General features: G+C 62.2%; 17 protein-coding genes. 7 read left to right on the forward strand and 10 right to left on the reverse strand.

Going from position 1 to position 15115, the window contains the following annotated elements; genetic code table 11:
• Positions 1-71: 71 nt before the first annotated feature.
• Entirely contained in the window at positions 72-740 is a 669-nt protein-coding gene (locus VDQ28_RS04505; RefSeq protein ID WP_323034801.1) for a GntR family transcriptional regulator, read from the reverse strand.
• A 123-nt stretch (positions 741-863) separates the two neighbouring features.
• Between VDQ28_RS04505 and VDQ28_RS04510 the strand changes: the two genes are divergently transcribed.
• A complete protein-coding gene (locus VDQ28_RS04510) occupies positions 864-1865 on the forward strand; it encodes a P1 family peptidase (RefSeq protein WP_323034802.1) in 1002 nt (333 codons plus the stop codon).
• Between the two features lies 1 nt (position 1866).
• On the opposite strand, the gene VDQ28_RS04515 is transcribed toward VDQ28_RS04510, so the two are convergent.
• From VDQ28_RS04515 to VDQ28_RS04540, 6 genes are all read right to left on the reverse strand, one after another.
• Positions 1867-2259: a hypothetical protein gene (locus VDQ28_RS04515; RefSeq protein ID WP_323034803.1), complete on the reverse strand. Its 393-nt coding sequence runs from the start codon at positions 2257-2259 to the stop codon at positions 1867-1869.
• A 72-nt stretch (positions 2260-2331) separates the two neighbouring features.
• Entirely contained in the window at positions 2332-2520 is a 189-nt protein-coding gene (locus VDQ28_RS04520; RefSeq protein WP_323034804.1) for a Trm112 family protein, read from the reverse strand.
• Entirely contained in the window at positions 2517-3170 is a 654-nt protein-coding gene (locus tag VDQ28_RS04525; protein WP_323034805.1) for an LON peptidase substrate-binding domain-containing protein, read from the reverse strand. Before VDQ28_RS04525 ends, VDQ28_RS04520 begins: the two co-directional genes overlap by 4 nt.
• A gap of 26 nt (positions 3171-3196) precedes the next feature.
• Positions 3197-4099, reverse strand: coding sequence for a thioredoxin (trxA, locus tag VDQ28_RS04530; protein ID WP_323034806.1), 903 nt, complete (start codon positions 4097-4099; stop codon positions 3197-3199).
• Positions 4100-4331: 232 nt separating this feature from the next.
• Entirely contained in the window at positions 4332-5120 is a 789-nt protein-coding gene (locus tag VDQ28_RS04535) for an exodeoxyribonuclease III (RefSeq protein ID WP_323034807.1), read from the reverse strand.
• A 321-nt stretch (positions 5121-5441) separates the two neighbouring features.
• On the reverse strand, positions 5442-6128 hold the full coding sequence (locus VDQ28_RS04540) for a response regulator transcription factor (protein ID WP_323034808.1): 687 nt from the start codon (positions 6126-6128) through the stop codon (positions 5442-5444).
• Positions 6129-6299: 171 nt separating this feature from the next.
• On the opposite strand from VDQ28_RS04540, the gene ribA reads away from it, so the two are divergent.
• Together ribA and VDQ28_RS04550 are read left to right on the forward strand one after the other, a co-directional pair.
• Positions 6300-7379: a GTP cyclohydrolase II gene (gene ribA, locus VDQ28_RS04545; protein WP_323034809.1), complete on the forward strand. Its 1080-nt coding sequence runs from the start codon at positions 6300-6302 to the stop codon at positions 7377-7379.
• Between the two features lie 26 nt (positions 7380-7405).
• The gene (locus VDQ28_RS04550) at positions 7406-7906 is read left to right on the forward strand and encodes a L,D-transpeptidase family protein (protein WP_323034810.1); all 501 of its coding nucleotides are present in this window, start codon (positions 7406-7408) and stop codon (positions 7904-7906) included.
• On the opposite strand, the gene VDQ28_RS04555 is transcribed toward VDQ28_RS04550, so the two are convergent.
• The 3 genes from VDQ28_RS04555 to VDQ28_RS04565 form a co-directional block, all read right to left on the reverse strand.
• Positions 7877-8527: a YggS family pyridoxal phosphate-dependent enzyme gene (locus VDQ28_RS04555; protein WP_323034811.1), complete on the reverse strand. Its 651-nt coding sequence runs from the start codon at positions 8525-8527 to the stop codon at positions 7877-7879. The genes VDQ28_RS04550 and VDQ28_RS04555 overlap by 30 nt on opposite strands.
• 57 nt (positions 8528-8584) lie before the next feature.
• Complete coding sequence (locus VDQ28_RS04560) at positions 8585-8875, reverse strand: hypothetical protein (protein ID WP_323034812.1); 291 nt, start codon at positions 8873-8875, stop codon at positions 8585-8587.
• Between the two features lie 166 nt (positions 8876-9041).
• On the reverse strand, positions 9042-10055 hold the full coding sequence (locus VDQ28_RS04565; RefSeq protein WP_323034813.1) for a porin: 1014 nt from the start codon (positions 10053-10055) through the stop codon (positions 9042-9044).
• 334 nt (positions 10056-10389) lie between these two features.
• Here VDQ28_RS04565 and VDQ28_RS04570 point away from each other — a divergent pair, with 334 nt between their 5' ends.
• From VDQ28_RS04570 to holA, 4 genes are all read left to right on the forward strand, one after another.
• Positions 10390-10893: a DUF3576 domain-containing protein gene (locus VDQ28_RS04570; RefSeq protein ID WP_416349353.1), complete on the forward strand. Its 504-nt coding sequence runs from the start codon at positions 10390-10392 to the stop codon at positions 10891-10893.
• 117 nt (positions 10894-11010) lie between these two features.
• Entirely contained in the window at positions 11011-13584 is a 2574-nt protein-coding gene (leuS, locus tag VDQ28_RS04575) for a leucine--tRNA ligase (RefSeq protein WP_323034815.1), read from the forward strand.
• Positions 13571-14068 carry a hypothetical protein gene (locus tag VDQ28_RS04580; RefSeq protein WP_323034816.1) on the forward strand — a complete coding sequence of 166 codons (498 nt, stop codon included), beginning with the start codon at positions 13571-13573 and terminating at the stop codon, positions 14066-14068. The genes leuS and VDQ28_RS04580 overlap by 14 nt, the downstream gene beginning before the upstream one ends.
• Positions 14065-15090 carry a DNA polymerase III subunit delta gene (gene holA / locus VDQ28_RS04585; protein WP_323034817.1) on the forward strand — a complete coding sequence of 342 codons (1026 nt, stop codon included), beginning with the start codon at positions 14065-14067 and terminating at the stop codon, positions 15088-15090. Before VDQ28_RS04580 ends, holA begins: the two co-directional genes overlap by 4 nt.
• Positions 15091-15115 lie beyond the last annotated feature (25 nt).

A 15115-nucleotide genomic window follows, 5' to 3' on the forward strand; every position in this document is an offset into this window, starting at 1 on the left:
GAATTTGATCAAATTTATGCCGGACGCCACGCAATCTTGAATAATGAGCGCCGCAAAGCGCCTGGCTTCGGCTACAGGCGTCGCTGGATATCCGCGCGCAACCGGTCGATGCCTTGCAGGATATCCGCCTTGATCGCCTCGCCCAGACGCGCCGCATCGCCGTCGCGCATCGCGGCCAGCGCATCTTTGTGCCGGTCCGGGCCAATCGAGCCACCCGCTTCGATCACCACGCGCAACGACGGCCCCACCCGCAGCCACAAGGACGCGGTCAGCGACAGAAGAATCGGCGCGTCGGCCATCTGATAGATCGAGAAGTGAAAGCTGTGATTGCCCGAGAGATACGCCTGCACGTCGCCCGCGCCGATTGCCGTGTCGATCCCTTTGTCGATCACCGCAAGCGCGTCGATATCCTCGGCGCTCATCCGAACCAGCGCGTCTTGCGCCAGCTTCGGCTCCAGCGCGAGACGGGCAAAGGCCACTTCATCGACTTGCGACAAGGTCAGTTGCGGCACCGAGATACGGCGGTTCTCATGCAGGGTCAGCGCGCCCTCGGCGGTCAGACGGCGGATCGCCTCGCGCACCGGGGTCATACCCGTCCCAAGCGCGGCCGTTATCCCTTGCAGGGTCACCTTCTGGCCGGGGGCCAGATCGCCGAACATCATCATGTCATGCAAGCGGCGATAGGTCGCCTCGTGTTCGGGCAACTTGGTGGGTGTGCTGACGACGGTAGAGATTTGCATGCCCATCCAGAATAATGATCAAATCTGTCTCCGTGGTAGCGCATTCGCTTTGCGCTGCCTAGCGGTTTACCATTCGCCGACATCGCCCTAGGCTGCGTCAGGCCGCAATTGCAGGACAACACCATGACCCTTTACGCCCCCGGTCCCCGCAATCTGATCACCGATGTGCCGGGCCTCAGCGTAGGAAACGCCGCCGATGTGGCGCTGAAAAGTGGGGCCACGGTACTGCTCGGCGATGAGCCGATGGTCGCGGGCGTGCATGTGATGGGCGGCGCCCCCGGCACGCGTGAGACCGACTTGCTGGCCCCGGATCGCATGGTGCAGGCGGTGGACGCGCTGGTGCTGTCCGGTGGGTCGGCCTTTGGGCTGGGCGCGGCACAGGGCGTTGCCGACGCGCTGCACGAAAGCGGCCGTGGCTTTGCCGTGGGTCCGGCGCGCATCCCCATTGTGCCAGCCGCGATCCTGTTTGATCTGCTGAACGGCGGTGACAAGGCGTGGCGCGAAAATCCCTATCCTGCGCTTGGCCGTGCCGCTCTGGCAGCCTGCGGGCATGCGTTTTCGCTGGGGACTGCGGGTGCAGGCGCCGGGGCCACGGTCGCGGGGCTCAAGGGCGGATTGGGGTCGACATCTTTGGTGCTGGCCTCGGGGGTCACCGTCGGCGCCTTGGTCGCGGTCAATGCCGTGGGCAGCGTGACCGTGGGTGACGGCCCGGAATTCTGGGCAGCGCCTTTTGAGATTGGCGCGGAATTTGGCGGCCTCGGCCCTGCGCGTCACCACCCTGCCCTGTTCCCGCCGCCGCTGAAACGTCTGGGCGAGGCCACGACCCTTGCCATCATTGCCACCGATGCAATCCTGACCAAACCGCAGGCAACGCGCCTGGCCACCGCCGCACATGACGGGTTGGCGCGCGCCATTGTCCCCGCCCACACGCCGCACGACGGAGATCTGGTGTTTGCCGCGGCGACGGGCCAGCGCGCCCTGCCCGAGGGAGGCGCGCTGGAATTGGGGCACGCCGCCGCGATCTGCCTGAGCCGCGCCATTGCGCGCGCGATCTTTCAGGCGCACGCCGAACCGGGTGACCTGTTGCCTTGCTGGCAGGATCGTTTTGGCGTTGGGCGCGGTTAAGTCATTCGGGCGGATACGCCGCACGACACTGCGCCGAGGCTTGCGCGGCGGCGGCCTCGGCCCGGACCATCTGGCGCTCCAACAAGGCGATGCGTTCGCGCTCCAACTCCCGGTTGATCGGATGATGGAATTCCTGCGTCTCTTGCACCCAACGCTGGCACGGCACAGGCTGACCACCGGGACCGGCGCAAAACGACATCTGCAATTCGGGCATCATCACCCGCTCGATCCGCGTGCCACGCTGGACATTGCCGCGCCTGATATCCAGCTCTCGCTGAATTTCCAGAACATCGCGATTGGCCTGCCGTAAACACTGCTCCAACGGCGTGGCGCATCCGGACAGCAGCACCAAACCCACCAGCGCCAAACTTGAAACCGCAATTCGATGGATCATCTGCGCACCCCTGACGTCTCACGACACCCCAAGACTAGCCGCCCCCTGACCGCGTCGCAAATCAACTTCGGCCTAATCGAGCTCGCGCGCCTCAGAAGCCAACATGATCGGGATGCCATTGCGGATCGGGAACGCTAAATGCGCGGTGCGCGAGATCAGCTCTTGTGCGGCGGCGTCATAGTTCAGCCGCCCCTGCGTGACCGGACACACCAAGGCTTCGAGCATGTGGCGATCTATTCTCGATGCGCTGTCCGAACTCATTGCATCCGCCCTCCGGGCTGCGCGGACACAGTGCGCAGGGCGAACTCCATCAAGGTCATCAACGTCTCCCGTCGGGTGGTCAGCGACGGGGCCTCCAGCAACGCCTGACGCTCTTCCGGCGCAAAGGGACAGAGCATCGACAGCGCGTTGATCATCATCTCATCATCGGCATCTTGCAGGCTTTTCCAGTCGGTCAGGGGCGACAAGGCTGCGAAATACCGCCCCAGAAGGCCCAGAAACGCCTCGCGGTTTTGCGACGGATCGTGTTCCACGCGGCCCAGATCCCCCTCGAACCCGGTCCAGTCAACCCGCGCTTGCCGATAGGGTTTCAGGCCCGCGCCACTTTCCTGCAGCAGGCGAAACCGCGAGATCCCGGTCAAGGTGATCATGTAGCGCCCGTCATCGGTCTCGGTGAACGAGGTCAGACGGCCCGCGCACCCAATCGTGTGCAGCCGCTCGCCCTCGCCAACCGGGACGCCGCGCGGCTGGATCATGCCGATCAGCCGCGTCGGTGTTTTCAGGCAATCCCCGATCATCACGCGATAGCGAGGCTCGAAGATATGCAGCGGCAGCTTTGAGCGCGGCAGCAACAAAGCCCCCGGCAGCGGAAAGAGTGCAATCGTGTCAGGCAGGTCGACAAGTTTCATCATGACCCTGACATAGTACGGTTGCGCCGTTAAACAAATATCATCGACGACAATCGACGCCGACCTTTTTGCACCAACGGATCCTTGGGGCTCAGCGCATCGAAGATCGTCAGCAGTTGGGCCTTGGCCGCGCCGTCATTCCACTCACGATCACGGCGGAACAACTCGAGCAATTCGTCAATGGCCCCCGCCACATCGCCCTTGGCATGAAGCGCCTGTGCCAGATCAATCCGCGCCTGATGGTTGGCGGGGTCGGCCTCGAGCAGAGCGCGCAATTCATCCACCGGGCCCGCCGTTGCCGCCTGACGCGCCAGCGCCAGTTGCGCGCGCGCGGCCTCCAACTCATGCGCGGTGGCGATCTTGGCAGGCGCGTTGGCCAACAAGGCCTCGGCCTGATCGAGGTTTCCCGCGGCGATATGCGCGCGGGCCAGCCCCCCCATGGCCGCAGCGTTTTCCGGCTCCTCGCCGACAATAGCCGCGAAAACCTCGGCCGCATCCGCGAAATTGCCACCGTCCAGCATCGCTTCGGCTTCGGCCAAAGCCTCGGCCAACCCACCGTCGCCTGCCAGCGCGGCCAGCTTGTCGACAAAGGACTTCAATTCGGACGCGGGCAGGGCGCCTTGGAAGGCGTCCACCGGCTTGCCCTCGAAAAACGCATAGACCGTCGGGATCGACTGGATCCGCATCTGGCCGGCAATCATCTGGTTCTCATCGACGTTGATCTTGACCATCTTCACCTTGCCCTTGGCAGCGGTGACAGCAGCCTCCAACGCCGGGCCGAGGGTTTTGCAAGGTCCACACCACGGCGCCCAGAAATCAACGATGACCGGCACATCCTGGCTGGCCTCGACGACGTCCTGCATGAAGGTGGCTTCGGTGGTGTCTTTGATCAAATCGGCCGCGACCGGCGCGGTATTCAGAGTGCCCAGCATGGTTTTCCTCGTGGAATTCGCTTTGACCCTATATGCGTGCGCTGTGTCCGGACTCCAAGGGGCAAACGCGCGAAACCTGCCCGCCGACCTCTTGGCCCAACCGCTTCATCTTGCCAAAAATACTCAAAATGCCTGCGCCAGCAGGCCGGGGCGGCACCGCCCCGGGCGTGCTCTGCACGCGCGTCGCGAGGGGTTCGATGCCCCGAGCGACGCGCCACCCTCGATCAACGCCCTACAGATCGAATGTCGCAAACACCGGTGCATGGTCGCTGGGCTTTTCCCAGCCGCGCGCGGCCCGCAGAATGCGCGACGAATGTGCCGCGGCCCCAAGGTCGGCGCTGGCCCAGATGTGGTCCAGCCGCCGCCCCTTGTCCGCCGCGTCCCAATCCTTGGCGCGGTACGACCACCAACTGTACAGCAAGCCGTCGGGGATATCCTGACGAGTCACATCCACCCAGCCGCCGGCCTCTTGCGCCTGGCCAAAGATTTCCACCTCGATTGGCGTATGGCTCACGACTTTCAGCAGGGCTTTGTGGCTCCACACGTCATCCTCGCGCGGCGCGATGTTCAGATCGCCGACCAAAATGGATTTGCGCGGACGATCCTTGGCAAAGCGATCCCGCATTTCGGCCATGAAATCCATCTTGTGACCGAATTTCTCGTTCACCTCACGATCCGCCACATCGCCACCGGCGGGCACATAGCAGTTGTGGATCACCACGCCGTTTTCCAGCTCCGCCGCAACGTGGCGCGCGTCGCCTTTTTCGCACCAGTCGATATGCCCGGCGTCTTTCAACGGAAGCCGCGAAAGGATCGCCACGCCGTTATAGCCCTTCTGCCCGCGCGCGACCATGTGGCCATAGCCCATCGCCGCGAAGGTCTCTGTGGGCATCAGCTCAAGCGGGCTTTTGCATTCTTGCAGACACAGCACGTCTGGCGCTTCTTCGCGCAGCAGCTTTTCCACCAGCCCCGCCCGCAGGCGAACCGAATTGATGTTCCAAGTGGCCAAGGTGAACGCCATGAGTACTCCTGTTTTCTGGCCCTTGGTCTACACCGGCCATCCACGCAAAAGAAAGGCCCCGCGGTGCCAAACACCTCAGGGCCGAGTCCAACAGGGAGTTTGCTGCGCACACGCGTGCCCAACCCGGTTAGGATACCCCATTTATCTTCACATGCGCAATAAAAAAAGATCCGGGCACAAACAGGCCCGGATCAGTCCAACAGGGAGGAAGCGCGCCATGACCCCGACGCGCAGGGGAGAGGTATTTGGGAAACGATACGCCCGGAAGCCTTTATTTTGCGTAAACTTGGCATCTATACCGTGCCCGAGCCGACTTTTCCCTCAAGGAACCAGCCGATATCCACCCGGTTCCGTCACCAAAAGCCGCGCATTCGAGGGATCAGGCTCGATTTTCTGACGCAACCGATAGATGTGCGTTTCCAGCGTGTGAGTCGTCACCCCGGCGTTATAACCCCAGACTTCGTGCAGCAGCACCTCGCGCGGGGCCAACCCATCGGGGGCGCGATACAGGAATTTCAGGATGTTGGTTTCCTTTTCCGTCAACCGAATTTTGCGATCCTTGGCATCCAGAAGCATCTTTTGCGCCGGTTTGAACTGATAATCGCCAAGCTGGAAAACCGCATTCTCGGATTGCTCATGCTGGCGCAATTGCGCCCGAATGCGGGCCAAAAGCACCGGAAACTTGAACGGCTTGGTGACATAGTCATTGGCGCCGGACTCGAGCCCCAGAATGGTGTCGGCGTCCGAATCATGACCTGTCAGCATCAGGATCGGGCATTTCACCCCCGCTTTGCGCATCCGTTTGCACAATTCGCGACCATCCGTGTCGGGCAGGCCGACGTCCAGAATCACCAACTCGTACTCGCCCTCACGCACCCGTTCCATCGCCGTGGCGCCGCTGTCGGCCTCGAATGTGTCGAATTCTTCGGTGGCGACCAGTTGCTCGGCCAGGGCTTCGCGCAGGTCGTCATCGTCGTCTACCAACAGGATTTTGCTCAATTTGGACATGGTTTAATCTCCTACCGACGTGGCGTCGTTGGTCTAAAGGTGTCTGTTGGCAGGCAAAGCTTCAAGGTTTGGCGCGTTTTCTCACGCGGACGTGTCGAATGACCGGGTTATGTTTCAATTTCCCCCATCCTGTCTTACATCCAGAGGGGAATTGTTTCAGTACGGGGCCTTATGTCACTGTCGCCAAACCCTCTTGAACGCCTCAATCGTGCCCGCGCCGACCTGCGTATGGGTCTGCCCGTGGCGTTGACCCGTGGTGACCAGGGTGCGCTGGTCGTTTCGGCGGAAGCCATAACCGCGGATCGTCTGGCCGCCTTGCGGATGCTGGGAACCCCGGTTGTGGCCCTGACAGCGCATCGCGCGCAGACCCTCAAGGCGCGCGCCTATGATGGCGATTTGGCGCGCATTTCGCTGCCCGCGGACGCCGGCGTCGCCTGGATCGAGGCTTTGGCCGACCCGGCCGACGATCTGACCCATCCAATGAAGGGGCCGTTGATATCCCGGCGCGACGGCGACGCCGCGCTGCACCGCGCGGCGATTGTTCTGGCGAAATCAGCGCATCTCTTGCCCGCTGCGGTGGTCGTGACCGTGCCGGATGCCGCCAAATTCGCGCAAGAGAACGGCCTGACCGCGCTGACCACGGACGAGACCGAAGCACCCGAAACCCGCCTCAACCCGGTGGTGGCCGCCCGTTTGCCGATGCGCCTGGCGGGGATGGGGCGGCTGCATGTGTTTCGCCCGCAGGACGGTGGCGTGGAGCATTACGCCATCGAAGTCTGCCGTCCGATGCGCGATCAACCCGTGTTGACGCGGCTGCATTCGGCGTGTTTCACCGGCGATGTCATGGGCTCTCTGAAATGCGATTGCGGGCCGCAACTTCACGCGGCGCTGAACTCGATGCATGACGCGGGTTCGGGCGTGCTGCTCTATCTCAACCAAGAGGGGCGCGGCATTGGTCTGGCCAACAAGATGCGCGCCTATTCCTTGCAAGATCAAGGTTTTGACACCGTCGAGGCAAATCATCGACTGGGCTTCGAGGACGACGAGCGCGATTTTCGGCTGGGCGCGGAATTGCTGCGCCGGCTTGGGTTTCCGCAGGTCAAACTGTTGACCAATAACCCCAAGAAAGTGGCAATGCTGGAACGCGGCGGCATCACGGTGCTGGAACGGGTTCCGTTGCAAGCCGGTCAAACCGATGAGAACGCCGACTATCTCGCGACCAAAGCCGCCAAATCCGGGCATATCTTGTGACGCCGTGCGATCTTGTCCTCACCCCAATGGGTATCAGGTTTCGCGGGCGCGTGTTTCCCTGCACGATCGGCCGAGGGGGTGTTACGGCTGACAAACGCGAGGGCGACGGGGCAACCCCGGTGGGCAGGCATCGGATCACCGACATTCTGTTTCGCCCAGATCGGATCGCCGCGCATTTGTTGCCACCAACCGCGCGCCCGATTGGCCCGCGCGACCTGTGGTGCGATGATCCGGGCCACCCAGCCTATAACCATCAAACCCGCGCACCCTTTGCCGCAAGCCACGAGATCCTGCGCCGGGCCGATCCGCTGTATGACCTGATTTTGACGACGGATTGGAACTGGCCTGATGCGCAACCCGGCAAAGGGTCGGCGATATTCCTGCACACATGGCGACGCCCTGGGTTTCCGACGGCGGGTTGTGTGGCTTTCGCACGGCGTGATCTGCTGTGGATCACCCAAAATCTTGCGCCAACCAGCCGCCTGATTGTTCCGGCCTCAGTCGCTTCGCGTGCCAAAAATCGCTGAACCTACGCGGATATGCGTGGCACCCAGCGCGACCGCCGCCTCAAAGTCATCCGACATTCCCATCGACAGGCCTGGCAAATCATTCCGCCCGGCAATCTCGGCCAAATGTTTGAAATGTTGTGCTGAATCCTGATCAACGGGCGGGATGCACATCAGCCCGATCAGCGGCAGCGACAGCGCGCGAACCTCGGCGATCAGGCGATCCGCATCTTCGGGCAAGACCCCGGCCTTTTGCGGTTCGGCCCCGGTATTGACCTGCAGGAACAGGTCCGGACAGGTGCCGCGCTCATCGGCCAGACGCGCGAGGGTTTGCGCCAGCTTCAGGCGATCCACCGTATGAATAACGTCAAACATCTCAACCGCAGCGCGCGCCTTGTTGGTTTGCAGCGGGCCGATCAGATGAAGTTCAACATCTTGAAATTCCTGCTGAAACGCGGGCCAACGACCCTGCGCCTCTTGTACGCGATTCTCGCCAAAAATGCGCTGACCTTGCGCCAGCACGGCGCGCACCCGATCTTCGGGTTGCACCTTGGAGACGGCGATCAAGGTCACGGAACCCGGCGCACGCCCGGCGGCCGTTTCAGCGGCGCGCAGACGGTCGGTGATGGCAGATAGGGTCATGGCCTCTCCTTTCGCGATGACAGCACAAAGGCACAGGTCAGGAAAAATGGGAAGGCGTTACTCGGACCCGATGGAGATCTGACCGCGCGCGCGCATTGTCGCTGCGGGGTGGTGCGGCTCAAAATTGCCGACGTCGGCACCGACCTCAAAGCGGAACATCACGCCGCTATCGGATTGATGCGAAAAACGCGATGTGTAGCGTCCCGAGTAGAGCGTTTGCGTCTGTCCCCGGGTTTGGTTTGAGTTCGATGAATAGGCCACGCCGAATTGGGCTTCAACGGAATGCGTTACCTCTGCAAAACCGGGGCTTGCGGCCAAGATCGGCAGAATAAGGAAAAGACGACGCATCGGTTGGAACCCTCTACTGTGTAAGGGCTTTTACCATGCCTCTTGGCGACGATGCACTACACATCAGCGGGATAAGCAAAGCTCCGCTTATGTGGGTTGGCCGCCGCCCTCAAATGCAAAAGAGCGGGCCTGAGCCCGCTCTTCGCATAATCAACTTGTGGGTTGATTAGAAGTTGAACGCAACACCAACCGAAGCGGTGGTGATGTCGTTGCCAGCAACGTTGAACTGGTCACGAACGTGCTCGAAGCCAGCGGTCAAAGTAGCGCCGCCACCCAGGCCGTAGCCGTAGCTCAGACCAACAACCGTGCCGTCATAGACTTCACCGAAGAAGCCATACAGGTTACCACCACCGAGAGCGACGGTACCGTTGATCTGCCAGTTGGTCCAATCGCGAGCCGGGAATACCGGGCCGAATGGCACGCCCAACAGGTTCACGTTACGCTGGCCGGTGGTGCCGATGCGTGCAACGATTGCGCCAACGCTCCACGAACCGCCATCATAGCGTGCCGACAAGGTGACGGTGTCGTCACGGAACAGCTGAACAGCGCTGACACCGGTGACAGTCCAGTCGCCGTTAGCAACCGTGCTGACAGTACCCAGATCGTAGTCGCCATAGCCGAATGCAACGGTGAAGGCGTCGAACGTGCTGCGGATGCCCAGCTCGGTGCCGGTCATGCGGCCGTGCGACAAGTTCACGCGGGTGCTGCCCATGGTGTACATGATCTGAGCCATTTGCTCGTTGTCAGCACCGGTCGAGTTCTGACCGTGCGAGGACAGCAGGCCAACGGAGTCGAGGCACTGCTGGCCACCTTCGTAGCCGACGCCACAACCGCCAGCGTAACCGAATGCAACACCGGACTGACGGATAGCGCCGTCCTGGTTACCGAAGGTCAGGCGCAGGTTGCTGGCTTCAACCCAGACGCGCGAACCCGACAGACCTGCAGTGGTCGTGCCGCTGGTACGAGCGCGTGCCCATGCGCCGAAGGTCAGGCCATGATCGGCTTCAACTGCGACGTTGAAGTTGATGGTCAGACGGTTTTCGATGTTCCAGACGTTAACGCCGGTTTGGTTCGAACCGTTGATGCCCATGCGGCCTTCGCCGGAGAAAGTAAGTGCTTGTGCGTTTGCCAGACCAGCCGACAGGACCAATGCGGTCGATGCAAGGAGAAGTTTCTTCATGGTTTCCCTCGTAGACTTAAAAATTCAAAGCCCATCTTGTTAGTAAGCTGGGTCTTTGCCTGTTTCCCTTTTCGGCCCCGACTTTGCAATACATCCATAGCAGCGTGCGGAACTCTGGGTATTTGTGGTGCAGTTTTGCCACGCCCCATTTTCACCCTCACAACGCCCGAAATTCGGCGGCATTCCAGGACACACGCGCGTTTGAGCGTGTTCCCTGAGCAAACTGCTTGTTCCGCCCCGGCCCGTCGTTTAGATACAGCCTTGGCGCGGGCGCACACACGCGCCCGTATAGACAGTGTTATAAACACCATAGATCGCGTGGTGGGGACAGCAAATGACGGCAATTCCGGCAAAGACAACACTCATCGCGCTATGTGCGATTCTTTTTCTGTCCGCGTGTGGCGGTCGCATGGGCTCGCTGTTCGGGGGCGGTGATGATCGTGCGGTGGCACAGGCCGAGGCGGTGCGCGATCGCGAGGAAATGACGGGTTCCTCTGGTTCGGTTTGGGACCTGTTCTCAAGGCGCGATGATCCCAGCACGGTTCTGAGCGTGAATCGTTATATCTGGACGGCCTCGCTGGAAGTGCTCGACTTCTTGCCGATTGAGACCGTTGATCCGTTCTCGGGCGTGATCACCACGGGCTTTGGCACGCCTCCGGGGGGTGGCCGGCCGTATCGCGCGACCATCGCCGTGACCGATGCGGCACTTGATGCGCGGTCGTTGAACGTCGCCCTGGTGTCGCGCAATGGTCCGGCCAGCGCGGAAACCGTGCGCGCGGTTGAAAACGCCATTCTCACCCGCGCCCGCCAGATCCGTATTCGCGAGCTTGGCCTCTGATCGCAGCGGAACGGGGCGACCTCGGTCTGGACCCCTCGCCAAGCGACGCGTAAGACAGCGCCGGGCCCCATCGGCCCGGCTTTTTCATATCTCGGCTCTCATATCCAGGAACTGACCATGTCCGCCCAAACCGACGCCCGCTATCAGCCGCAAGACATCGAACCCCGCTGGCAGACGGCCTGGGATACCGCCGGGTGCTTTACCGCCAAGGCCGACCCGACACGGCCCAAATACTATGTGCTGGAGATGTTCCCCTATCCATCCGGGCGCATCCACATGGGCCATGTGCGCAACTACACGATGGGCGATGTCGTCGCGCGCTACAAGAAAGCACAAGGTTTCAGCGTGTTGCACCCGATGGGCTGGGATGCCTTTGGCATGCCCGCCGAAAACGCCGCCATGCAAGAGGGCGGCCATCCGGCGACCTGGACCTACAACAATATCAAGGTGATGAAGGGGCAGATGAAGCCCTTGGGTCTGTCGATTGACTGGAGCCGTGAGTTCGCCACCTGTGACCCGGAATATTACGGCCAGCAGCAGGCGATGTTCCTCGACATGCTCAAGGCCGGGCTGGTGTATCGCAAGAATGCGGTGGTGAACTGGGACCCGGTCGACATGACCGTTCTGGCCAACGAGCAGGTGATCGACGGCAAGGGCTGGCGCAGCAACGCGGTGGTCGAGCGCCGTGAGTTGACGCAGTGGTTCTTCAAGATTTCCGACTATGCGGGCGAATTGCTGGACGCCATTGATACGCTGACCAGCTGGCCCGACAAGGTGCGGCTGATGCAGAAAAACTGGATCGGCAAGTCGCGCGGGCTGCAATTTTCGTTCGAAACGGTGGGCGCGCCCGACGGATTCGAGTCGCTGGAGGTTTACACGACCCGCCCCGACACGCTGTTGGGCGCCTCGTTTGGTGGGATCAGCCCGGATCACCCGATGGCCAAGGCTCTGGAGGCTGACAACCCCGAGATTGCGGCTTTCATCGCCGCGTGCCGCCTGTCAGGCACGACCGCCGAAGCACTTGAAACTGCTGAGAAAAAGGGAATTGATACGGGAATTCGCATCAAGCACCCGTTTGATCCCGCGTGGGAAATGCCGGTCTATATCGCCAACTTCATCTTGATGGATTACGGCACCGGCGCGATCTTTGGCTGCCCGGCGCATGACCAGCGCGACCTCGATTTCGCCAATAAATACGGCCTGAAAGTGATCAGCACCTTTGTGCCGCTGTCTGGCGATCACACTCTGCCCGAAGAGGGCGGCGAGGCCTATGTACCGCTGAAATCCGAGCCGGTGCGCTGGACCAAAGCCTTCAACTGGGCCGAGGACGCGACGGGCGAGACCGCCATCGACGCCGCGATTGCGCATTGCGAATCGCTGGGCATCGGCGAAGGTGTCACGAAATTCCGCCTGCGCGACTGGGGGTTGAGCCGTCAGCGCTATTGGGGCTGCCCGATTCCGGTGGTGCATTGCAACTCGTGCGGTGTGGTGCCCGAGAAAAAAGAAAACCTGCCCGTGCGCCTGCCCGAGGATGTCAATTTCGACAAACCCGGCAACCCGCTGGACCGCCACCCGACCTGGCGCAACACCGCCTGCCCGTCTTGCGGCAAGCCCGCGCTGCGCGAAACCGACACGATGGACACGTTCGTTGATTCGTCGTGGTATTACGCCCGCTTTACCGCGCCCCACGCCGCCACGCCCACCGATCTGGCCGAGGCCGAATACTGGATGAACGTCGATCAATATATCGGCGGCGTCGAGCACGCGATTCTGCATCTGCTGTATTCGCGATTCTTTGCCCGCGCGATGCACAAGACCGGCCACCTGCCCGTGTCCGCCATCGAGCCATTCAACGCGCTGTTCACGCAAGGCATGGTGACGCACGAAATCTACATGACCCGGGATGCGCAGAATCGCCCGATCTATCACCTGCCCGAATCGGTCGAGGACGGCAAACTGATCGCCACGGGTGAACCCGTTGAGATCACCTCGTCGGTGAAAATGTCGAAATCCAAGAAAAACGTGGTGGATCCGGTCAATATCATTCAACGATTCGGGGCTGATACCGCGCGTTGGTTCGTGATGTCCGACAGCCCGCCCGAGCGGGACGTCGAATGGACCAGCGCCGGGGCCGAGGCCACCTTCAAGCATCTGGGCCGCGTCTGGGTGCTGGGCGAGCGCATCGCCGACATGCCCGCCGACACCTCTGGCGAGGGCGACGACGATCTGGCTCGCGCCATGCACCGCGCGATTGCCGCCGTGACCGACCTGACCGAGGGGTTTGCGTTCAACAAAGCCATCGCGAAGCTCTATGAATTCACCAACGTCCTGTGGAAATCCACGGCGTCGGCGCGGATGCAAAAAGAGGCGGCGCGTGTCTTGGCGCAGCTCATGGCACCCATGACCCCCCATCTGGCCGAGGAACTCTGGCATCGCCTGGGTGGTGACGGCCTGGTGACCGAAGCCGCGTGGCCAAAGGCCGATCCGGCGATGCTGGTGGACGACATGATCACGCTGCCGGTGCAGTTGAACGGCAAACGCCGTGCCGAAATCGTCGTTGCGGCCGATGCCAGCAAGGAAGAGGTTGAAAAACTTGCGCTGGCCGACGAAGCTGTGCAACGGGCACTTGGTGGTGCCACACCGAAAAAGGTGATCGTTGTGCCGGGGCGGATCGTGAATGTTGTACTCTGATCGACGCAGATTTCTGGCGGGCCTCGCGGCGCTGACCACGACCGCGGCCTGCGGATTCAGCCCGGTCTATGGCCCGAACGGCAATGGCCGGGCGTTGCGCGGGGCGATTCGCGCCGATGACCCCGTGTCGCGCGGCGATTTCCAGTTTGTCGCGGCGTTCGAGGATCTTCTGGGCCGCCCGACCGCGGCGCGCTATGCGTTGGCCTATACGATCACGCAAACCGAGGTCGAGGCGGGCAACATCCAGAACATCGGCGCGACTCGGGTGCAATTGTTCGGGACTTTGGATTTCGTTGTTACCGACATGGGCACCGGCACCGAAGTTGCCAGCGGACAAGTCGCCAACAACACCACCTATTCCACGACCAGCACGCAATTTGCCACCATGACCGCCGCCGAAGACGCCGAATTGCGCCTGATGCGGATCCTGGCCGAGGCGCTTGCCACCCGGCTCTATACCGAACCGGGCCTGACTGCGGCATGAAATTGTCGCCACGCGATGCGGTTGGGTTTCTGAACCGCCCGGATCCGCGTGCGCCCGGCATTCTGATTTATGGTGCCGACGCAATGCGCGTCGCGCAAAAGCGCGCGGAACTGGTCAAGGCGCACACCGGCCCCGATGCCGACACCGAAATGCGCCTGACCCGGTTGCCGGGTGGCGATCTGCGCAAGGATACCAGCGCCGCGATTGACGCGATCAAGGCGCAGGGGTTTTTCCCCGGCCCGCGTGCCGTGGTGATCGACGAGGCCAATGAGTTTTCGGTGGATGCGCTGAGGTTGGCGCTCTCGGAATGGGCCGAAGGCGATGCCTTGATCGTGGCCACGGCGGGCAACCTCAAGAAAACCTCGAAACTCCTGAAATTGTTCGAGGGCGACAAGCGCGCCTATTGCCTCGCGATCTATGACAACCCGCCCGACCGCGCCGAGATCGAGCGGATGCTCGCCGCCGAAGGGCTGACCAATCTGCCGCCCGAGTCGATGCGCGACCTCACGGCACTGGCCCTGACGCTGGAGCCCGGCGATTTCCGCCAGACCTTGACCCGAATCGCGCTTTATAAACTTGGCGACAGCGCGCCGCTGACGCCCGCCGAGATCGCCATCTTGGCCCCACTCAGCCCGGATGCCGATATCGACGACGTTCTGAATGCGATGGCCGACGGCAGGATTGCGGATCTGGCGCCGATTCTGGCGCGGCTCGAGGCGCAGGGCGTGCAGCCTGTCGCCGTGTGCATCGGTGCCGCGCGGCATTTCCGCATCTTGCACGCTTTGGTCAGTGATCCGCGCGGCCCGGGGCAAGCGATTGGCACCCTGCGCCCGCCTGTTTTTGGCCCGCGCCGCGACCAAATCCTGCGCCAGGCGCAGAACTGGTCCTTGCAACGGGTCGAGGATGCGCTGCGCGATCTGACGGCGACCGATCTGGCGTTGCGATCCTCGACCCGCGCGCCAACCCGCGCCTTGGCCGAGCGCGCCTTGATCCGGCTGACGCGCATGGCCGGGCGGCGCTAGACGCGGGCCTTGCACCTGTGGTGTT

Origin of the sequence: Pararhodobacter sp. (assembly GCF_034676545.1) — a bacterium.
Classification (GTDB): Bacteria; Pseudomonadota; Alphaproteobacteria; order Rhodobacterales; family Rhodobacteraceae; genus Pararhodobacter.